General features: G+C 33.8%; 20 protein-coding genes. 10 read left to right on the plus strand and 10 right to left on the minus strand.

Annotation, left to right across the window (positions count from 1 at the left end; all coding sequences use genetic code 11):
- Positions 1 to 140 precede the first annotated feature (140 nt).
- From ATE49_RS20490 to ATE49_RS05065, 7 genes are all read left to right on the plus strand, one after another.
- Entirely contained in the window at positions 141 to 326 is a 186-nt protein-coding gene (locus tag ATE49_RS20490; protein WP_260255571.1) for a hypothetical protein, read from the plus strand.
- 169 nt (positions 327 to 495) lie between these two features.
- A complete protein-coding gene (locus tag ATE49_RS05040; RefSeq protein WP_065081286.1) occupies positions 496 to 1218 on the plus strand; it encodes an OmpA/MotB family protein in 723 nt (240 codons plus the stop codon).
- On the plus strand, positions 1215 to 2750 hold the full coding sequence (locus ATE49_RS05045; protein WP_065081287.1) for a rhoptry family protein: 1536 nt from the start codon (positions 1215 to 1217) through the stop codon (positions 2748 to 2750). Before ATE49_RS05040 ends, ATE49_RS05045 begins: the two co-directional genes overlap by 4 nt.
- A gap of 1 nt (position 2751) precedes the next feature.
- Positions 2752 to 4167, plus strand: coding sequence for an EH signature domain-containing protein (locus ATE49_RS05050; RefSeq protein WP_065081288.1), 1416 nt, complete (start codon positions 2752 to 2754; stop codon positions 4165 to 4167).
- Positions 4140 to 7436: an SNF2-related protein gene (locus ATE49_RS05055; RefSeq protein WP_065081289.1), complete on the plus strand. Its 3297-nt coding sequence runs from the start codon at positions 4140 to 4142 to the stop codon at positions 7434 to 7436. Before ATE49_RS05050 ends, ATE49_RS05055 begins: the two co-directional genes overlap by 28 nt.
- Positions 7437 to 7850: 414 nt before the next feature.
- Positions 7851 to 8033: a DUF1569 domain-containing protein gene (locus tag ATE49_RS05060; RefSeq protein WP_065081290.1), complete on the plus strand. Its 183-nt coding sequence runs from the start codon at positions 7851 to 7853 to the stop codon at positions 8031 to 8033.
- 143 nt (positions 8034 to 8176) lie between these two features.
- A complete protein-coding gene (locus ATE49_RS05065; protein WP_260255572.1) occupies positions 8177 to 8743 on the plus strand; it encodes a dihydrofolate reductase family protein in 567 nt (188 codons plus the stop codon).
- 54 nt (positions 8744 to 8797) lie between these two features.
- On the opposite strand, the gene ATE49_RS05070 is transcribed toward ATE49_RS05065, so the two are convergent.
- The 3 genes from ATE49_RS05070 to ATE49_RS05075 form a co-directional block, all read right to left on the minus strand.
- Positions 8798 to 9196, minus strand: a complete 399-nt coding sequence (locus ATE49_RS05070) for a DUF7674 family protein (protein ID WP_034868729.1) — start codon at positions 9194 to 9196, stop codon at positions 8798 to 8800.
- A 51-nt stretch (positions 9197 to 9247) separates the two neighbouring features.
- The gene (locus ATE49_RS20495; protein ID WP_255024718.1) at positions 9248 to 9379 is read right to left on the minus strand and encodes a hypothetical protein; all 132 of its coding nucleotides are present in this window, start codon (positions 9377 to 9379) and stop codon (positions 9248 to 9250) included.
- Between the two features lie 66 nt (positions 9380 to 9445).
- Positions 9446 to 9793 (minus strand): DUF7674 family protein, encoded by a 348-nt coding sequence (locus ATE49_RS05075; RefSeq protein ID WP_034868940.1) that lies wholly within the window; start codon positions 9791 to 9793, stop codon positions 9446 to 9448.
- Positions 9794 to 10042: 249 nt separating this feature from the next.
- Here ATE49_RS05075 and ATE49_RS05080 point away from each other — a divergent pair, with 249 nt between their 5' ends.
- Positions 10043 to 11080, plus strand: coding sequence for a nucleoid-associated protein (locus ATE49_RS05080; RefSeq protein ID WP_034868730.1), 1038 nt, complete (start codon positions 10043 to 10045; stop codon positions 11078 to 11080).
- Positions 11081 to 11289: 209 nt separating this feature from the next.
- The gene (locus tag ATE49_RS05085; protein ID WP_034868732.1) at positions 11290 to 12216 is read left to right on the plus strand and encodes a malate dehydrogenase; all 927 of its coding nucleotides are present in this window, start codon (positions 11290 to 11292) and stop codon (positions 12214 to 12216) included.
- 90 nt (positions 12217 to 12306) lie between these two features.
- Here the strand turns inward: ATE49_RS05085 and ATE49_RS05090 are convergent, their stop codons facing one another.
- From ATE49_RS05090 to pyrF, 5 genes are all read right to left on the minus strand, one after another.
- Positions 12307 to 13356, minus strand: a complete 1050-nt coding sequence (locus ATE49_RS05090) for an outer membrane beta-barrel protein (RefSeq protein WP_065081291.1) — start codon at positions 13354 to 13356, stop codon at positions 12307 to 12309.
- A gap of 27 nt (positions 13357 to 13383) precedes the next feature.
- Positions 13384 to 13992 carry a hypothetical protein gene (locus tag ATE49_RS05095; protein ID WP_065081292.1) on the minus strand — a complete coding sequence of 203 codons (609 nt, stop codon included), beginning with the start codon at positions 13990 to 13992 and terminating at the stop codon, positions 13384 to 13386.
- The gene (locus ATE49_RS05100) at positions 13979 to 14536 is read right to left on the minus strand and encodes an RNA polymerase sigma factor (protein WP_059344893.1); all 558 of its coding nucleotides are present in this window, start codon (positions 14534 to 14536) and stop codon (positions 13979 to 13981) included. Before ATE49_RS05100 ends, ATE49_RS05095 begins: the two co-directional genes overlap by 14 nt.
- Positions 14537 to 15138: 602 nt before the next feature.
- Positions 15139 to 15708 carry a YceI family protein gene (locus ATE49_RS05105; protein WP_059154232.1) on the minus strand — a complete coding sequence of 190 codons (570 nt, stop codon included), beginning with the start codon at positions 15706 to 15708 and terminating at the stop codon, positions 15139 to 15141.
- Positions 15709 to 15806: 98 nt separating this feature from the next.
- The gene (gene pyrF / locus ATE49_RS05110) at positions 15807 to 17168 is read right to left on the minus strand and encodes an orotidine-5'-phosphate decarboxylase (RefSeq protein WP_059154231.1); all 1362 of its coding nucleotides are present in this window, start codon (positions 17166 to 17168) and stop codon (positions 15807 to 15809) included.
- A gap of 138 nt (positions 17169 to 17306) precedes the next feature.
- Here pyrF and ATE49_RS05115 point away from each other — a divergent pair, with 138 nt between their 5' ends.
- On the plus strand, positions 17307 to 18851 hold the full coding sequence (locus ATE49_RS05115) for a serine hydrolase (protein WP_065081293.1): 1545 nt from the start codon (positions 17307 to 17309) through the stop codon (positions 18849 to 18851).
- Between the two features lie 249 nt (positions 18852 to 19100).
- Here the strand turns inward: ATE49_RS05115 and ATE49_RS05120 are convergent, their stop codons facing one another.
- Positions 19101 to 19586 carry a SixA phosphatase family protein gene (locus ATE49_RS05120; RefSeq protein WP_065081294.1) on the minus strand — a complete coding sequence of 162 codons (486 nt, stop codon included), beginning with the start codon at positions 19584 to 19586 and terminating at the stop codon, positions 19101 to 19103.
- A 164-nt stretch (positions 19587 to 19750) separates the two neighbouring features.
- A complete protein-coding gene (locus ATE49_RS05125) occupies positions 19751 to 20362 on the minus strand; it encodes a GNAT family N-acetyltransferase (RefSeq protein ID WP_065081295.1) in 612 nt (203 codons plus the stop codon).
- Between the last annotated feature and the right edge of the window lie 106 nt (positions 20363 to 20468).

The raw sequence follows: 20468 nt of genomic DNA on the forward strand, positions 1-20468 counted from the left end.
CAACCCGGGAATTTATTTTAGTAGCTGAAGCAAAGGTAATGTATGGAATTTCAAAAGATACATTGCACAGACTATTAAAAAAGGGAATGATAACTGGTGTCAATCTGGGAGTAAGATTGACTGGATTACGATGAGTAGATTTGGAAGTATTATTTACGGCTGTTGAATTACCTATAGAAAAAGAAACAGAACCTGAAAAATTAGACTATGCAATTGGTGATTGCTATACACTTTCTGAAGTTAGTTCTAAATTCAATGCTAATCCTTCGACTGTAAGCAGTGTAATTAGAAAATTTAGTATACCGAAAAAACAGGTAGGTAACTAATACATTTTCATTTTTACCAATCGCCAATATTGAATGCTGCTCAATTTTACGGAAAACCGTATTTCTATAACAGATGAATTGATTAACTTTAGAAGTTAATTTTCTGAACATAAAAATTATGGAAATTAATTGAAAATATTTATAAAACAGACTTAGTATCACAATAGTAATGTCAGGAACAAAGAAAGAAAGCCATTGGATTCCGTTAGCCGACCTTATGACCGTTTTAATGGTCATTTTTCTGTTTATGTCTATTTCATATATGGCATTAATGGAAAAACGCCAAAAGGAGCAAAATCAAATATTCAAAAACTACGAAGAATCAAAAATAGCATTGTACAACGAGTTAAATCAAGCATTTAAAAATGATTTTGCAAAATGGAACTTAAAACTCGACAATGACCTTTCCATAAAATTTACAAACCCACAAGTGCTTTTCCCGACAGGAAAATCTGAAATAACACCATACTTCCAAACAATCTTAAACGAGTTTCTACCAAAATATCTTTCAGTCGTTTTGCAAGACAAATACAAAGATAAAATTGCAGAAATAAGAATTGAAGGACATACCGACACGAAGCCAATAGGCTTAACAAGCGACCCGTACATTGACAATATGAAACTTTCACAAGACAGAGGAAGAAATGTATTAGCGTTTCTTCGTTCGCAAAATTGCTTTAAAAATTTGCAACCAACCGAACAACAAAGATTGCAATATTGGCTTACTGCAAACGGTTTATCTTATGGTCGGACTGTTGATAAAGATTACAAACTTTCTTTTGATAGCAAACAACCGATTGACAACGACAAATCAAGAAGGGTTGAATTTAGAATAGTAACCACAAGCGAAGCAATTATTAACGAAGCACTTAAAAATATTGATGACAGATGAACATAGTTGAAATAATTATAGCAATAGGGCTGATTTCATATCTAATTTATGGAATCTACGTTCTTAACACAGCGAAGAAAGATTACTCACAAGTGAACCAAAACGATTTGGAGTTAATTCCTTCAATGTTTACTACTATTGGGATTTTAGGAACATTTGGCGGTATTGCTTATGGGCTTTGGTTCTTTAATCCAGAAGACATAGAAAAAAGTATTCCAACATTACTAAAGGGATTAAAAACTGCTTTTTTTGCTTCGATTTTTGGAATTGCTCTTTCCATAATTTTTTCAAAACGAATTTCTTTTATTAAAAACAAAAATGAGAAAGGAGTTTTAAGTGAAGAAACTCAAGCAATCAATAATTTAATTGAAGCAATTAAAGAACTAAGAAACAACTTTGCTTCTACTGATGAAAACGGAAATACAATTAAACCAGGAAATATATTTCGAGATATTTACAAGGAATCACAAAAGCAATCAACTTCATTACAAACATTTTCTTCTGATTTGGCATTGACCATTTCAGCAGGTTTTGAACAAATTTTAAATAATCCAACCGAAGGTGTGGTAGCTGAATTGAAATTAGTAAAAGCAGAAATTGAAAGTTTGGGCAACAAACTGAAAGATCCTGCAACAGATATGACGCAAAATATTGTAAAGGAATTACAGGAATCTATGGGTAAAATGATTGAAGAATTTAAAACTTCAATGAGTGGAGATACCAAAAATGAAATGGAACGTTTGGCAGGTTTGCTAGGACAAGCAGGCGGTTCGTTAGCCGACTTCCCAACCAAATTGCAGAATATGACAGAAAACCTCAATGAGAATTTTAGAGGACTGCAAGGGGTGGTACAGCAAATTTCTAAACAAACACTTTCTCAATCGGAAGAATCTACCAACCAAATGAGAAAACAAGTTGAGGGTATGAGCGAAATTCTCCGAAGCAAAGTCGAAGATTTACAATCAGGACAACAAACTTTACTTACTGAACAATCTAAAAATCTTCAAGTTTCAGAAAACCTTTTGAGTGCTTTCAATACAAGTATTGAAAAAATGAAAGGACTGTCCACCGAAGTAAACGGAAGTATTTCAAAACTTAATCAAGCTCAAACAGAATTGGATAAAGTTATTTCTGTTTTCAGAAATGTGTCACAGGAAATTAATACTTCATCAAGTAGATTTGGAGAATCTCAAAATGAATTTTCAAAATATTCTAATCATTTTTTACAGAACAACTCAAATACAATCGGCGAAATTCAGAAATCATTAGAAACAGCAAAAGGAGTTTCTGCCGATTATGCACAAAAGTTTGAAATTATTGAAAAAGGATTGTTAAAAGTATTTGCAGACCTTGATACGGGACTAAAAGGTTATCAAACAACAGTTAGAGAAAGTCTTGAAACTTATTTAGGCAAATACACTGATGCTTTAACCAAAACCGCTGAATCGCTTGCGGGAGCATCGTCAAAACAAGAAGATATTTTGGAAGAACTAACAGAACAACTTAGTAAATTAAACGGAAGAAGAAACTAATATGCCAACAATACAAGACATATTACAATTTTATTTTTCACCGACTACATTCCAGCAGTCGGCACAAAAGATTGTTCCTGTATCATTATCATCATTAAACGAACACAGAATAGACAAACTTCAAAAAGTAATCGAAGAAGTTGGAGCAAATTCATTTTCGTTCTCGGGCAATAATCTTATTCCTCAAGTTTTTAGAAAATTCAAAAATTTTATCAATAATTCAAACATTGCATTTGAACGTAGAGAACTACGAACACTAACCTATTCACTAACCTATTCAGAACAAAACTCACAAGTCATTTTCGGTAGTGAAAACGAATTAAATTATGCTTTGAAACTTTTGGAGTCAAATTGGAGAGATTCTTTTTTAGTTGGTTTGATAGATTGCTTTTTGAAAAACTGGGAAACAAACCATCAAAAATCATTGGAGCAACTAGCACAATTCATTGCTAAAAGATTAGATAATTACAATGGCAATAGAAGTACATTAATTTCTTTCAAAAACAATAAGCGTTATTTCAATATAAAAAACGGAGATTTGATTTTAGGCGATACAATCGCAAAACTCAACAGACCAATTCAAGAAGCTACAAAAATATTAGGCGTTCCTGAATCTTGGTTTGACTATCCATATTTCTCAAAAGTTATTTTAATTTATTACGAAAGAAACAAAAGCAAAATTGCAATTGCAATTGACAACCTGAATGATGTATTGCAAAAACATAACAGTTCTATTACAAGTAAACGATTAGTCAGTAAAATTATCATTCAAGCGAACGAACCTCAATTTGCAACTGTACAAGATAAAATAAAAAAAATTGCCTTCACTCAAATTGGCGACCCAAGTAATATTTCAAATTGGGCAGCATTTGACAACGCAACAGAGCTTGAACGCAGGGAAATTATTGAAGCAAGAAATATTCTCAACGAATGGATTACACAACAGTTCATAAATGTATTCTTCAATGTCTGCATCAATGATGAACGAAGAAAGAAATTTTGGCTTCGCTTTGCTTCAAAAATTTCATCATTTAAGGTTTATGGCCCCCTTCACACAAAAAGCATACTAAAAAGAGATGAGAGAATAGCCGAATATGTAGATTCGAGATTTGAAACAGTTTATAGTAAAAGAGATGTTTCTGCATTTATATTATACATTGGCGATTATATGTTGATAGAGTTTAGCAACGAAGGCTACGCCTTTTATGCTTATAAAATTAACAGCCCATACAAACCAAGTTTGAGCTATCAATTAAATAGTGTGGATGATTTGCGTAATGCTTCAATACCTATGGCTATTCGAAGTGATAATTACTACGATCGTTTTAGCGATGAAGGAAGACTAACGCACAGAGATGGTAATCAAATTTGGGAAATAAGGTTTAATAGTTGGATGAACAAAAAAGTATTTGGATGATTTTAAAATATACATACGATAATAAGAAATTTTCTTTCTATTTTTTGAATGATTCGGGAAATAAAATTCCTGTTTCCGAATGGGAAAAATTACAGTCAGAATTTTTATCTCAACTTGCAATTCTCACAGAGTTACACGATAATGGTTTAGCTGATTATACAGAGTACTCTTGCGAAATTGGAGGTATTGATATTCTAAGGCTAAATGAAATTGACAAGCAAATTTTAGATTTACCCAATGCTTATCCTTATGAAATATTTGTAGAATCAGACGGAACATTAACACATCATTCATTCAAGTTTAGATATGGGTTTTATGATTTTGCTCCAAATGGCACAAGATTAAAAACAATCCGTAAAGGAGCAATAATAAAAGTAGAAGAAATCGAATATTTACTTTCCGAAAACCAGCATTTACTTTGTCAAGCTATTGACGAATTCAACAAGTTATCTGATAGCGAGAAAGGAAATGTAACTAATCTTAAAAAATTATCAGAATTAAAAACACTTTCAAAAGAAAGCGGATTGACCTTAGAACAGTTTTTAAATAATCAGCAATTATTTATTCCCGAGAAAATCAAAGTGGACATTGATTTTAATAATGGATTGTTTGAAATTATCCCGACAGTTGAAATTGATAATGCAATAGGTTTTACCAACACATTTGATAAATTACCGATAATTCGGGATGTATATCCAATATCGGGAAATAATGGAGAAACAACGAGAGTAGTAATTTCTGAAAATCAAAAAACAGAATTACAAAAAATCAAACAGAAAAGAAAAATTGCAGACCAAAAAACAATTCAAGAAATCATAGAGCACCCCGAATTGTTTTTTAATGATGATGACATTGATTTTACTGTTTTTTATAGTGACAGAGTAAAGGAAATTGGCGTTTATAGTCCAAAGTTCTACCCTTTTGCTAGTCCTTATAAATCACAGTGGATTCCAGGAATTGTAATAAAGGACAAAATTCAGGGAGAGAAAAAAATCTATTTTAAAACACCTGAAAGACTTAATGACTTTATTGAGCAAAAAGAAAAAGCGGTTAAAGATAAGAAGCAAACAGTTGAGTGGGAAAATGCGGAAATTCCAATTGATGATGCAGAAAAGTTCATAAAGTCGGCAAAAAAGCAATTTGAAAACCCTAATATGCCAATAAAGCAAGATAAGAAGACTGACTACGAAGTATTGATAATAAAAGAAAACGCTGAGCTGACAGAGTTTTCAAACGGAAATGAATTGCCTGAAAATCTAAAACACAGTTTTTACGAAATACCAAATTTGAATATTGGTATTAGTTTAAAAGAACATCAAAAAGAAGGGGTTTCGTGGTTGCAATCTCTATTCAAAGAAAATTTTGCAGGAGGTTTACTTGCCGATGATATGGGATTGGGAAAGACGTTACAACTGTTATATTTCATTGAATGGCATAGCCAAAACTTTGATGATAACAAACCATATTTGATTGTTGCACCAGTTAGTTTACTTGAAAATTGGGAAAATGAATATCAGAAATTTTTCAGTCCGCAAAACTTGCCTTTATCTAAATTATACGGAGGAGTTTCACTAACAAAAGAAAATAATCCAGTCCAAAATCAGCAAGACGCTAAACGATTACAATTCAAACAAATCATTCTAACCAATTATGAAACATTAAGGTCGTATCAAATTAGTTTAGGGTTAGTTGATTTTGCAATTATTGCATTAGATGAAGCACAAAAAATAAAAACGCCAGGAACACTCATTACTAATGCCAGTAAAGCATTGAAAGCTGATTTTAAAATTGCTATGACAGGAACACCAGTAGAAAATACTTTGGTAGATATTTGGTGTTTAATGGATTTTGCGGTTCCCGGACTTTTAGGAAATGCCAAAGACTTTGCAAAGGAATATCAAAAGCCATTGAGTGATGAAAACACAGATGTAAAAGCATTAACCGAACAACTTCGTAATAATATTGGTGTTTTTATCAAAAGAAGATTAAAAAGTGATGTAGCGAAAGATTTGCCCAAAAAATACGATAACCATAATTCAAGAATCAAAAGAGAAATGCCGTCCATTCAGTTAAACCGCTACAAGCAAGAAATTGAAATGGCAAATGATTCAGAATTAGAAGGTGTGGAAAAAAGAAACCAAAAATTGAAATCGCTTTGGGCGGTTAGAGATATTTCAGACCATCCGTATTTATTGGAAAGTCAAATTTTAAAATTCACGACAGACGAACTGATTATAAGTTCATCTAAGTTGCAAACAACAGTAGGGATTTTAGCTGATATAAAATCCAAAAACGAAAAAGTAATTGTATTTGCGGACAGACGAGAAACGCAAAAAATGTTGCAGAAAGTTGTTTACGACACTTTTGGAATTTTCACGAGTATTATAAATGGAGATACGCCTACAACAAAACAATTAGAAGGAAAATCAAAATTAAGCAGACAACAAACTATTGATAGATTTCAGTCAGATGAAGGATTCAATGTAATTATTATGTCGCCTATTGCAGCAGGTGTTGGTCTGAATGTTACAAAAGCAAACCACATCATACATTATACAAGACATTGGAATCCTGCAAAAGAGGAACAAGCGACAGACAGAGCTTATAGGATTGGACAACAGAAAGACGTATTTGTGTATTATCCAATGGCAATATTTCCAGAAGAAATGAAAGACGAGGAAGGTAACAGATTAAAATCCTTTGATGAAATTCTTGATACTTTATTGAATAATAAAAAAGCTTTGGCAAGCAATACATTGTTTCCCACTGAACAAGCAGAACTGACTCCAGACGAATTATTTGGTAATGTATTTAGAACAAAAACAGAAAGTAAATATAAACCTCTTTCTTTAACAGATGTTGACAGGCTCCATCCGAATCTTTTTGAAGCAAGTATAGCATCGCTATACAAATGTCTAGGCTTTGAAGTTTACCTTACACCCTATTCCAATGACAAAGGTGTTGATGTTGTGGTATTGAAAAATGGAGAAAATTATCTTATACAGGCCAAACAAACAAAATCCTTAGTTGGAAACGAAGCCATACAAGAAATTTGTACAGCAAAAAATTACTATGAGGACAAATTTAAAGAACAATTCAACTTACTGACCATAACCAACAATGATTACAGTTCATCAGCAATAATACTAGCAAAGTCAAACAACATTAAGCTACTAAACCGTGGACATCTTGATAATTTAATAGCTAATAATGATATAACAATACAAGACATTAGCAAAGTTGAATCGCAACGAATGACAAAAATTTAGCCAACACTTTTGGTAGTGCATTTGCATTTTTGCCAACGCACAAAACCTATCAAAAAACGAAAAAGAGTGCCTAAATAATCGCATAGAACCAAAATGATCAGACAAATAGAAGCTACTTTAAAGGAGAGGTTTTTATAATCCTATATGAATCCAGAGATCAAAGATTTACGATTTTCCTTATCATTAAGTAAAAGTATTACTCTGTCAGCTTTATGGTAGTTACTGTATATTCCAGATACTATTGTAAATATATTTATTTCTTGATTATCTTGATTATCTGGATTAGAAGATGTTATTTTATTATTGGGTATATCAATATTTATTTTTCCTTGGCTGGAACGTTTTCAGACTAATTTATATTTGAGTAAAGATAATTTTGTGACATATTTGTATCAATTTTGTATAACTTACTGATTGTTAGTTAATATTATTTTCGAAAAACAGAGAAATGAATTTATTCTATTAATTGGTGAATTCCCGGCTAACGATCATCCTCTTACTCTTTCCCATCCTGCTTTTGGAAATATTTCAACAAATGAATGGGGAATAGCAGCCTATAAACATATGGATCACCATTTGAGGCAATTTGGGGTATAGCTGTTTTTACAGAAGTACATTAAAAGTTATCAACAATAGCCACTATCAAAAAGTATAAGTTTAAAATTTTGTGAATAAATATTATTAAGATAACCATTTATATTTTTGATTATGAGTAACTTCATGTCCTAAATTATAATGTCATGCGAAAATTAAAACTGCAAATGCACATTTCTCTGGATGGCTACGCTGCAGGACTTAATGGTGAGACGGACTGGATATTTTTATCGGGTAAACAGGATCCTGCTGCATTTCAATTTATTGTAGATCTTGCAGAAACCAGTGATACGCTCTTGCTTGGTCGCAAAATGACCTCGGGATTTATTCAACATTGGGAAAATGTATTCGATAATCAAGCCGACAGTCCTGCATATGCAATGGCTAAACCTATAGTTAATATGAGGAAAATAGTTTTTAGTCGTGGTGAGAACCCTGTTACAGGACGTAATATTGAGTTGGAAAACGGCGATTTGGAAACAGTTGTGAAAACTCTCAAAAATCAGCCGGGAAAAGATATTCTGGTATATGGAGGTTGCAATTTTGTAAGTTCTCTTATCAGCCTAGACCTTATTGATGAGTATTACATGATTATCAATCCTATTGCGCTTGGCAGTGGATTGCCTATTTTTAAAAATCAGAAAACATTGGAATTACAAAGTTCAACAGCTTTCAGTCATGGGAAGGTGATTAATAAGTATATTCCGGTATAATTTATAGCCTTTGCAAAAAAAAATACCCCGGAGTTTCTCCGGGGTATTTTTGTATTATTTTTTCTGAATGATAATTTCATCTTTTCGGATTTGTTCCAGATATATTTCCTGAAATCTTACCGGCATGTATTCGTACAGCTTGTCCCAGTGCTGATCTTCCGATATTCTTTTCATACTCTCAAATGATCTCACAAAAAGACTTTCAATAATATATTTTATATAATTATTTCCGTTTCTGTAAAGCCATTCCATAGATTTTATATGGTAGGAAATCATATTGATTTTAGCTTCCTGTAAAAGAAGTTTCAGGTGATTGATAACTGCCTGCATAATACCTGCAAAATTATTTTGAGCAGATAACTGGGTAATTTCGTTCCGAATGGAAGGATAAGATATTTTTAAATATTCTGTAGCTATTTTCTTATTGATCGTTTGCATTTTGTCGTTCATCATAATCTTTAAGTTTTTTAAAGCAATTAAAGTGTCGCGAAAATTATGCCATCATTAAATATAGGCAGCAAAGGCAAAAATGCCTACAATTGCAGCAATATGAACTGCCAAAATTTCAATGTTGTGTCTGGTATTAGAAGACTTCCATTCTTCTATGTCAAATTTTCTTCTCGTCTTTCTTTTCATAATTTCAGATGTTAGTGATAGTAGTTAAACGCCGATGTCAATCATAATATTTGTTAAAGAATAAAATTACATTCCCGGTTTGTAAATCTGCCGGAAGTATATCTTTTGCAAATCCGGAGAAATATTGCAAAAAATTACCCTTCTGTATTCTTTGTTGCAGGAAGCAGTTAAATAATCCAGAGAATAAATAAAAATATTTTCCACCGCATTTTTTAGTGCTGTATCTCCTTTTTTGTAAATATGATCCATCTTCTCCAGGCTCTTGAATAAAAGTCGGTTTTCATTTTTACGGATCATCTCTCTTATTCTGTCTGTGAATATCTGAATAATGCCAGAAGTGTTCTGATCGGAGAGTTCATTTTTTATTTCCGGAATAATGGCTGTGATTTCCTGTGTTGCTTCTAAATGATTCATTTTTTTGAATTTTAAACGGGATATGCCAAATAATGTTCCTTTAGAATCTGTTTTATTGTAATTTACTGAAAATCTGTCAATTGAATTTGTTTTAATCATTTTTTAATAGATAAAATCCCTCTCAATCTGATAGATCTTTTATCAAAACGAGAGTTTAAGTAAATTAACTTTTACTTCTAATTTTTACTAACAATTAGGTTTAATGAAAGTGGAGAATGAATATCTTTGCAACTCTCAAAAAATAAAAATATGAACGAAGATAATATCCGCAGACTGGAACATATTTCTGTACATTATGTACGTAATAAAATGAATGGAGAAGGGATGGTTCTGTCAGAAAGTGAACTGGAACTGGAACCTGACATGACAATTTTGCTGAAAGATTTTTTCCTTACGCCATTTAAGTCGGATGTATATTACCAATTTTATGATGAAGATGCATTAGAGAACAATGCAGTATTTTCAATAGCCAGTAAAATCTTCGAAAAACCTGAGTTTTGCCATGAGGAATCCAAAAATCTGGCAGAACATCTTCATAATAAAACCCTGCATAGTAATATTAAAGATGGTGAGTTTTATGTCACTTATTTCAGAGACTATGTTGTAGAAGGTAAAATTGTAGATGCTATTGGTCTATTTAAAACCGAAAATAAAGAAACTTTCCTGAAAGTACTTCCTGAAGATGAAGGTTTCCAAATTCAGAAAGACCAGGGGATTAACCTGAGAAAACTGGATAAAGGTTGTCTTATTTTCAATACCGAGCAGGAAGATGGCTATATGGTTTCTGTAATCGATACCACCAAAGCCGGAGTAGAAGCCCGTTATTGGGTAGACGATTTTTTACAGCTTCAGCAGCGTAAAGATGAGTATTTCAATACTGAGCATACATTGTCTATGTACAAAAGTTATGTTACAGAACAATTACCACAGGAATATGAGGTGAGCAGAGTAGATCAGGCCGATTATCTGAATAAATCGATCAACTTCTTTAAAGATAAAGAAGAATTTGAGATTGAAGAATTTAAAAAACAGGTTTTGGTACATCCGGAGGTTATTGAAAGCTTCGACGAATATAAAAAACAGTTTGAAGAAGAAAGAGATATAAAACTGGAAGATAGCTTTACAATTGCTACAGGTGCTGTAAAGAAACAACAAAGACACTTTAAAAGTGTGATAAAGCTTGATAAGAATTTCCATATCTATGTTCATGGAGATCGCCAGAAGCTAGAGACGGGGGAGGATGATAAAGGAAAATATTACCGTTTGTATTTCGAAGAAGAACAATAATTGGGAGATACCTATTTTTGTGTTTAGAAAAAGTTATCCACATTGTTTTCTCTGTTGTGGATTATAAAATAATAAAAAAATGGCCGGATATTTTTTCGGTCATTTTTTATGCCCTTTCCCGAATTCTTTTTGTGAGTAAATCAGGTCTTAATTCTTTTTGTTCATCAGATAATTTATTATATTTGGTAGAATCATTAAAATACAAAAATATGAAAGTAACCGTAGTTGGAGCAGGAGCCGTTGGAGCAAGCTGTGCAGAATATATAGCCATGAAAAACTTTGCTGCCGAAGTAGTTTTGGTAGACATCAAAGAGGGATTTGCAGAAGGAAAGGCTATGGACCTAATGCAGACGGCTTCCTTAAATGGTTTTGATACCAAAATTACAGGAACAACAAACGATTATACAAAAACAGCAGGTTCTAAAGTAGCTGTTATAACTTCAGGAATTCCAAGAAAGCCAGGAATGACCCGTGAAGAGCTTATCGGGATTAATGCAGGAATTGTAAAAGAAGTTGCACAAAATATATTAAAACATTCACCAGAAGCTATTATCATTGTAGTAAGTAATCCTATGGATACAATGGCATATCTAGTACATAAAGTAACTGGTTTACCAAAAAACAGAATTATTGGTATGGGCGGTGCGTTGGATAGTGCTCGTTTTAAGTACAGGCTGGCAGAAGCTTTGGAATGCCCGATTTCGGATGTAGACGGAATGGTTATCGCTGCACACAGCGATACAGGAATGCTTCCTTTAACACGTATGGCTACAAGAAACGGGGTTCCGGTAACAGCATTTCTGAATGAAGAAAAGATCCAGTATGTTACTGAAGAAACAAAAGTTGGTGGTGCTACCCTGACTAAATTGTTGGGAACTTCTGCATGGTATGCTCCGGGGGCAGCAGTATCGGTAATGGTACAGTCTATCCTGAATGATCAGAAAAAGATGATTCCGTGTTCCGTACTTTTAGAAGGAGAATATGGACAGCAAGATATCTGTTTGGGTGTTCCGTGTATTATTGGTAAAGACGGAATCGAAAGTATTGTCACCTTAGATCTGAATGATGCTGAGAAAGAAAAATTCCAGACTGCCGCTGCAGCAGTGAGAGATGTAAATGGTGATCTGAAACTGTAAAAACAACATATTATACATAATGAAGAAAGCAACCCGGAAGGGTTGCTTTCTTGTTAGTTGAAATAATATAAGTTAATATGAATGTGATATCTATATGTCAAATAGAATGCCAAACTGAATCATTTTATCATCTTTGAAAGTCTGATCCTTGAAGTAATTGCTAAAGTCCTTTTTAATAAAGAAATTGAACTTGTTATAGGAAATATAAAACTGTACTCCATATACAAAAGGATTAACATTGAATTCCTCCCTGTGGCGGTATTTTACACCGTCACCCTTTACAATATTATTCGTAGACATCTGGATACCACCATATAGTCCTGCACCTACCTTGAAGCCTTTGAAGTAACTGCGGTATCTTACATCCTCACCAGCATTTTTAAGCGGAGAAAAATTATATTGTAAACCAATCGGCACCATAATGTATCCGGTTCTTAATTTACTTTTCTGAAGATCCCGGTCACTTTGTGCTATAATAATATTATTATTGGCATCTTTTGTAAAGAATTTATCATTTTCAAGACGTAATGTCCTCCATGAAAATCCTAATCCCGATACAAGCCCCCACGGACTGGTCATGCTAAATTGTCTGTTGTATTTTATACCAAATTCAAAATTGTTGGAAAAGGTTTTATTGTTATCGAGATCATTATTAGGAAGATTGTTAGTAAGTCCCATTACACCAAAAGAAGCATACAAAGTCAGGCTTCGCTCGGCACGGAACTTATACATAAGTTTCTGATGAAGGTCTTTTACACTTGTAGCATCAGTATTAAGCAAAGAATATTTCACCTGCTTCTGAATGATTTCATCTACATTAAAACCTAAATCATTGATGCGTTTATCAATCTTCTCGGAATATGAATCGGCAATTTTGGCTTTTTGTTCTGCGATTTCCTGATTGGATAAACCATTTTTTTCAGCTTCCAGCGTTACCTTTTTTATCTCATTCTCCATTTTTACTTTTTCTTCCTGGATAATGGTATTGATCTGTCGGGCATAATGCTCTATATTCTCCTTTACAATAGGACTCACCGAAGTGTCTTCTTTAGAAGGAAGATTCAGCTTAAAAGTTTTTTGTGCAAAATAAGAATTGGAAAATAGGCACAATACTCCTGCTATAATAATTTTCTTTATCATAATTTTTCTTTTTTATAAAATGTGAATTTATCTGTGGATCTCGACAGATGCAACGTTAGATCCGTCTTTTGTCTTTTCTATAGCTTCTCTGTTTTCCACAGAGAACAAAAGAATTTTAGGATCTACATACTTTTTCTTCTTTACTGCCTGTTCCTTAGTTTCTTCAGTTTTTACAAGTTGATTTTGAGGTGCAGGAATGGCTGCATCAATTTTTTCAGTACGTGTAATAACAGTTTTAGGCAGAGGCTCCTGTTTTGGCGTTTTCTGAATTTTAGTCGAAGGTAGTTGCTGCTGAGCCAGATTTTTTACAGGACTTTCTTTTTTAAGCGCATAGTCTATTTTTATACTGGTCTCAGGTGTACTTACTTCTTTAGGTTGCGAACTATTTACAGGCTGAGTCTGTTTTACAATAATAGGATTGTTGCTTTGTTTGTCATTTTTGAAAATGAAAATACCTGCAAGACTGCATAACAGGATAACTGAAGCAGCAGCCAACCATATAACAGTATGGTTTTTACGCTTTTTGGGAGTTTCCTCCAGATCTAACCGGATATCAGCCCAAAGATTTCTGGATGGAGTTATTTCTCTTTCCTCCAGCTGATTTTTTATATAGTTGTCCAGTTTATCGGATTTCATTTCTAATTAATTTTTGTTGTATAAATATTTCTTTCAGTTTTGCTTTTGCACGGAAAAGCTGTGTTTTGCTTGTCGATACAGAGATGTTTAGCATTTCTGCAATCTCCTGATGTGGATAACTTTCCAGAACATAGAGATTAAAAACAAGTCTGTAATTTTCAGGTAACTGATCCAATAGTTCCTGTACATTGAAATCTTCGTAGATATTAACTTCTTCATGATCTTCTGCTGCATCGGCTATCTGGTTTTCGTCCAGATAAAAAATTGTTTTTTGTGATTTTAGAAAGCTCAGACATTCATTTACAACAATACGTCGTGCCCATGCATTTATACTGCCATCGTTCCGGAAGCTTTCAATATTTTTAAAAATCTTGCAGAAAGCTTTTATCAGGCAATCTTCGGCATGGTATATATCCCTTATATAGGTACGGCTTACACTCAGCAGCTTTGGTGACTGCTGTTCGTAAAATCTTCGCTGCGCTACCGGGTCGTGCTTTTTTAGCAGCGTTACGAGGTCGTCTTTATGTTTAGATAATATTCTCACGGAAATGTTTTCTGTTAACAAGACTACAAAAAAACGAAAAGGTTACACTCTTCGATTATTTTTTTTGAAAAAATATGAAAAAGTAGTTAAGGATCAAGTGCAAAGCCCAAGAATATATGGAGGAACATTATCTTAATCAGGGAAGTGAAAATCTCCGGTTTTCATCTTCGTATTGGTTAAATATTTTACCGAGTCCCTAAGTTTTACACTTGATTCTTTATTAATCAGTGTTTTAAAGTGAGATAGTAAGAGGAATATTTTGTTTTACTATTTATAAAATAAGATAGTAAATAATAAGAATTTTATTTTTTCCAGTGAAGCCGGAAGTTAAATAAAAATGAACAGAAAAATAAAAAAGCAACACTGCCGAAGCAAGTTGCTTTTTTACTAGTTAAAAAAATCTGTTAATATGAAGTATTTTATAATTCGCAAATAAGATGCCAAAAAATAAAAAATTAACAATTTTTAAGTAAGATTTATTTCATGTTATGAAAGCTTAACAAAATCAAAAATTTGTAAGGCTTTGTTTAACAAAATGTTTGGATAGATATTCAACAAAAATACCCCGGGAATTCCGGGGTATTATGAACAAAAATTTATTTTTATTGTTTTACTTCAAAGTCAGCTTTTATTCTTACAATGTCACTTAGCATGGCATCCGGGAATTTTCCACCGATTCCAAAGTCAGATCTTTTCACATCTCCATATACTTGTAAGCCTTTTGTTACTTTACCTGTCTTTTTGTCTGTAAGTTCACCACGGTATACCATAGTCATTGTTACAGGTTTTGTTACACCATGCATAGTAAGATTTCCTTTAAGAGTATAAGTATTTGTCTTATCCGCTTTTAGAGAAGTACTATTGAACGTAATTTTGTCGAACTGAGCTGCATCGAAAAAGTCAGGACTTTTTAAATGATTATCACGAGCGTCAACATTGGTGTCAATAGAATTAACATCTACGCTGAAATTTACTTTGGCATCGCTAAAGTCTTTAGCTTGTGATGCAACAGCCAAGTCGAAATTTTTGAAAATTCCGGATACATCTGAAATTCCCATATGTACTACTGTAAATGCTACATGTGAATGTGCAGGATCAGCTTTCCATGCAGTTTGAGCAAAAATGAATGTACTGGCTACTAAAAAACTAAGAAGTGAAAATAACTTTTTCATATTTATTGGTTTAAATTGATGTCTGCGAAGTTACATGATCATTAAAAGTCAGGCATAGACATATGATAAGAAATGCTTCTTATTATAAATTTATAAGTCTATGAAATTGCAGCTTCATAAGCTTGCCATCCTCTTGTTCTGTAGGTTAGTGCAGCCTGCTCTACATCATCAGCTTTATAAATACCACGACCTACAATAATGAAATCAGTATGTAGGTTTTTGAATACATGTTCCGGCGTGTTATATTGCTGTCCTTTGCTGTCTCCTTCAGCAGAAATATTAACACCAGGAGTGAACAATAGCAGATCATCCTGAATCTGGTTTTGTGCTACACAACCCATAACGTTTGGCTCGTTGATAATAATTTTCATAGCCTCTTCACGGTAGTGAGCATCGGTAAGTGTTCCCTGAGAAGACATTCCCAGGATCGTGATGATTCCTGCATTGTGGAAACCTTCTAATGCTTTGCTACCTCCGATGGCATGAGCTGTAACCATATCTGCCCAATTTGCTATCTTGTATACACCATGTGAAAACTGTAATTCCTGCGTATTTCCGATATCTCCGAATTTACGGTCTTCCATTAGTAAGAAATTGTGTTTAGTTGCAATATCTATTAACGGAATAATTGTTTTATCATAATCGAAGTCAGAAATAATATCGATATGCGTTTTTAATGCAGCAATATGTGGACCTGCAACTTCAGCAAAGTCCAAAAGCTCCTGTGTTGTAATAACATCTGCAGAAGCAATAAGATTACTGCGTTTTTGTAATGCTATTTCCAATAATTTTGTTGCTACAGGGTGGTCAATATTTTTAAGCTTCTCCTCGTAACGAACTTTTTTCTTTTCTTCGAAAGTAACAGTGTTCCCGCTTAAGAAATCATTGATTCTTTCTACCTCATCATCAGTCAGCTGATTTTCTTCCTGAAGGATTTCAACAACTTCAGAGATTGTGAATAACGTGTGTACGTTGTAGCCTTTTTCCTGCAATTTTTCGCGTCCTCCCTGCTGTCTGTCTAATACAACCACAATGTCGGATACGTTTAAACCTTCATTTTCTACCTCATCAATAGTTTCTAAAAGAGATTTTCCGGAAGTAATAACATCTTCTACCAAAAGACAGTTTTGCCCTTTTTGGAAGATACCTTCAATTAGTTTTTTAGTACCGTAAGCTTTAGCCTCTTTTCTTTTAATAATTAAAGGGATATAACTTTCTAATGACATTGCTGTCGCCATAGGAAGAGCTGCATAAGGTACACCGCAGATCAGGTCAAAATTATCCAAAGGAAGCATTTCCAGAAGATAGTTAGAAAGATGCTTTAGGATTTTCGGATCGGATGCCAAAGGACGAAGATCTACATAGAATGGGCTTTCAATACCACTTTTCAGGGTGAATCTTCCGAATTTAATAATACCTAGTTTGTAGGCTTCAAGAAAAAATGCTCTTTTAGTTTCCATTTACTTTTTTAGATTTCCGCAAAGATACGATTTAGTTGCCAGTTGTTCCACATCGTACATTATTCCCCATTTATTCGGCATTTAGGCGTTAGTTAAGACTGATAACTAATTCTTATCTTTAAGCTCAAAATAAATTTCATGAAAAATAAATTCTCTTTATTCTTTTTTGTCGTATCTGTTGTTTTTATCAATGCACAGGTGCCAGACGCAAAACTCGATGAATTGGTGAAAAATACACTGAAGACTTTTGATGTACCCGGAATGTCTGTAGGTGTTGTAAAAGATGGTAAACTAATCTATGCAAAAGGATTCGGAGTAAGATCTCTCAATACAAAAGCTGCTATGGACGAGAATACGCTTGTAGGAATTGCTTCTAATTCTAAAGGTTTTACCGCAACAGCATTGGCAATATTGGCAGATGAAGGGAAACTAAATTGGAATGACAAAGTGACAAAATTTATTCCGGAATTCAGAATGTATGACCCTTATGTTTCCCAGGAAGTGACTATAAAAGATCTTATTACCCACCGCGCCGGTTTAGGTTTGGGACAGGGAGATTTAATGTTCTTTCCGGAGGGTGGAAATCTTACAGTGAACGATATTGTACATAATGTACGTTACCTAAAACCGGCAAACCCTTTCAGAACCAAACTGGATTATAACAATATCATGTTTATTGTAGCGGGGGAAGTTATCCACAGGATTTCAGGATTAAGCTGGGCAGATTTTATTGAACAGAGAATTATGAAGCCAGTAGGGATGTCGAGTAGTTTTGGATCTTATAACAGAGCAAAAGCGGTAACGAATAAAATTGATGCTCATGCTCCTGTGAATGGTAAAGCTGTAGCTGTTCCACATGACTGGAACGAAACGGCAAACGCAGCAGGGGGAATCATGAGTAACATTCCGGATATGACAACATGGGCCAATTTTCTAATTAATGGTTTTGTAACCAAAAATGGTAAACGTTTGGTTTCTGAAAAGAATGCACACGAATTATGGAGCCTGCAAATACCAGAAAGTATAGCAGTTAAAAATCCTTATGATTCTAATTTCTACGGATACGGAATGGGGTGGTTCCTTAGTGATGTAAAAGGACATCTGCAGGTTCAGCATACGGGCGGACTTATTGGTACTGTTACCCAGTTTACCTTGATTCCGGATCTTAAATTGGGCATAGTTGTATTGACCAATCAGCAATCGGGAGCTGCATTTAATACAATTACCAATACGGTTAAAGATTCTTATCTTGGAGTTCAGGGCAGAGACTGGCTGAAAAATTATGGTGACCGTATGGCAAAAGTAAATGCTAATTATGATAAAGAGAAGAATGATGTGTATGCAAAGGTAGAAGCTGCACAGAAAAATATTCAACAGTTAGCAAAACCCGAACAATTCATCGGAACATATAATGATGTTTGGTTTGGTGATATAATTGTAAAGCAGGAAGGAAAGAAGTACTTTATTTCCTGTGTAAACTCTCCAAGACTAAAAGGCGAGTTATTGCCATATTCTTATAATACTTTTGTGGCAAAGTGGGACGACAGAAGCTACGATGCAGATGCTTTTGTAATCTTTAATTTTGATGAAACAGGAAAGGCACAGTCTGCAAGACTAAAACCTATTTCGGGAGTTACTGATTTCAGTTTTGATTTTGAAGATCTTGATCTGAAAAGAAAGTAATTTTTGTCGCAGGGAACGCAAAGAGTGTTTTATTTATTATAATGTTTTAAGATCACAAAGCCATTACACTCAGCAAAGACCATAGAGCGCTTAATGTCTAAATGGTGGAAATAATTCCGGTAAAATTCTGTTTTCTAAAAGCGGTAGCAATTAACATTGCTTTTGTGTCTTTTACAGTTTGTATATGCGGTTTACAATTAGCTAAGATTATTATCTGAATTAATTGTAAACCGTTTTTTATGGCTTGGATTAATCCAGTTCTTTTGGACTGTAGAAATATTTTAGCTGGCATTTCTCTTCGTCGAAATGGCTCCAGGAATCAATGTCTATTTCGACACCTGCAACACCACATGTCGGAAAACTAATGATATCATTGCCGGAAAAAAGATTGGTGAAATTAGAAATCCCATTATTGTGGGAGAAAAGGGCCACACTGTTGTGTACATCGTCGATCTGATTAATGACGGAGACAAAGTCATTCTCACGGGCATTGTAAAGTGCCGATGCAGTACTCATTTCTGCATTTTTGTAAGTCTTATGGAAAAAAAGACATGTACTGTAGGCTCTGTTTGCGGGGCTGGATATTAGCGCATCTATATCTATTCCTTTGTCGTTCAGAAACTCAGCCATTCTTGGGGCATCCTCTTTTCCGCGTTCTGCGAGGGGCCTGTTGAAATCGTCTATACCCTCGGGCCAGTCACTTTTTGCATGACGAACCAAAATTAATTTTTTCATATTAAATAATTGTACTGGTGGTGTAAAATAATGGTTAAGTTTTTTTTGAGAAATTAAAGGTAGAAAAAAAATATAAATCCTGATGCAAAACTATATATGATAATTATGCAGGTATTAGGAGTTGGTCTCCATATTATTTGCTAAAGAATATTTACAAACAGATTTCAGCTATTAACATTCTTTTCCACAATCTGCTTTTGTATTTTTATTTTTGCTTGTTCCCATTCATCATCTAATATACTGTAATAGGCAGCATTTCTTGTTGTTCCGTCGCTTACTATTTTATCCTTTCTCAGGATACCTTCAAATATTCCACCTATTTTTTCAATAGCTTTTCTCGACCGGAAGTTGGTGTCCTTGGTCTTCAGTTGTACTCTGTTTGTTTTTAGAGTTTCGAAGCAGTAGGTTAGTAATAATAGTTTACACTCCAGATTTATAGTTGTTCCCCAATGATCTTTTGTAATCCAGGTCCAGCCAATCTCAAGTTTTTTGTCAGCCGGATATATTTCAAAAAGCCGGGTAGAGCCGATTATTTTATTTGTATCCTTATGTATTATGACAAAAGGATATTGGTTACCGGCAGTTCTTTCACTGATAGCAAATTCATAAGTTTTATAAAAAATATCTCTTTCTGAGCAATCTGTCGGAATAAGTGCCCAGAGTTCTTTATCGGCAGCTGCTGTATATAATTCTTCAAGATGTTTTTCTTCTAATGGTACCAGATTTATGTTTGTTCCCTGTAGAATTACAGGATGGTTTATCCAGGTATTTTTCATGAGTAGTTATATTAAATAAGTATAATAGATAATGACAGAACTAAGTTAGAAAAACTGATGCTTTACATTATTAATATTTTGTAAAAATATTGATTACAAAGGCGAT

This window comes from Elizabethkingia miricola, assembly GCF_001675285.1.
Taxonomy (GTDB): domain Bacteria; phylum Bacteroidota; class Bacteroidia; order Flavobacteriales; family Weeksellaceae; genus Elizabethkingia; species Elizabethkingia miricola.

Excerpts from the sequence above, each read along its gene's own strand:
- ATE49_RS05040 (WP_065081286.1), top strand. The coding sequence starts at position 496 with ATGTCAGGAACAAAGAAAGAAAGCCATTGGATTCCGTTAGCCGACCTT.
- ATE49_RS05045 (WP_065081287.1), top strand. The coding sequence starts at position 1,215 with ATGAACATAGTTGAAATAATTATAGCAATAGGGCTGATTTCATATCTA.
- ATE49_RS05050 (WP_065081288.1), top strand. The coding sequence starts at position 2,752 with ATGCCAACAATACAAGACATATTACAATTTTATTTTTCACCGACTACA.
- ATE49_RS05065 (WP_260255572.1), top strand. The coding sequence starts at position 8,177 with ATGCGAAAATTAAAACTGCAAATGCACATTTCTCTGGATGGCTACGCT.
- ATE49_RS05070 (WP_034868729.1), bottom strand. The coding sequence starts at position 9,196 with ATGATGAACGACAAAATGCAAACGATCAATAAGAAAATAGCTACAGAA.
- ATE49_RS20495 (WP_255024718.1), bottom strand. The coding sequence starts at position 9,379 with ATGAAAAGAAAGACGAGAAGAAAATTTGACATAGAAGAATGGAAGTCT.
- ATE49_RS05075 (WP_034868940.1), bottom strand. The coding sequence starts at position 9,793 with ATGAATCATTTAGAAGCAACACAGGAAATCACAGCCATTATTCCGGAA.
- ATE49_RS05080 (WP_034868730.1), top strand. The coding sequence starts at position 10,043 with ATGAACGAAGATAATATCCGCAGACTGGAACATATTTCTGTACATTAT.
- ATE49_RS05085 (WP_034868732.1), top strand. The coding sequence starts at position 11,290 with ATGAAAGTAACCGTAGTTGGAGCAGGAGCCGTTGGAGCAAGCTGTGCA.
- ATE49_RS05090 (WP_065081291.1), bottom strand. The coding sequence starts at position 13,356 with ATGATAAAGAAAATTATTATAGCAGGAGTATTGTGCCTATTTTCCAAT.
- ATE49_RS05095 (WP_065081292.1), bottom strand. The coding sequence starts at position 13,992 with ATGAAATCCGATAAACTGGACAACTATATAAAAAATCAGCTGGAGGAA.
- ATE49_RS05105 (WP_059154232.1), bottom strand. The coding sequence starts at position 15,708 with ATGAAAAAGTTATTTTCACTTCTTAGTTTTTTAGTAGCCAGTACATTC.
- pyrF (WP_059154231.1), bottom strand. The coding sequence starts at position 17,168 with ATGGAAACTAAAAGAGCATTTTTTCTTGAAGCCTACAAACTAGGTATT.
- ATE49_RS05115 (WP_065081293.1), top strand. The coding sequence starts at position 17,307 with ATGAAAAATAAATTCTCTTTATTCTTTTTTGTCGTATCTGTTGTTTTT.
- ATE49_RS05120 (WP_065081294.1), bottom strand. The coding sequence starts at position 19,586 with ATGAAAAAATTAATTTTGGTTCGTCATGCAAAAAGTGACTGGCCCGAG.
- ATE49_RS05125 (WP_065081295.1), bottom strand. The coding sequence starts at position 20,362 with ATGAAAAATACCTGGATAAACCATCCTGTAATTCTACAGGGAACAAAC.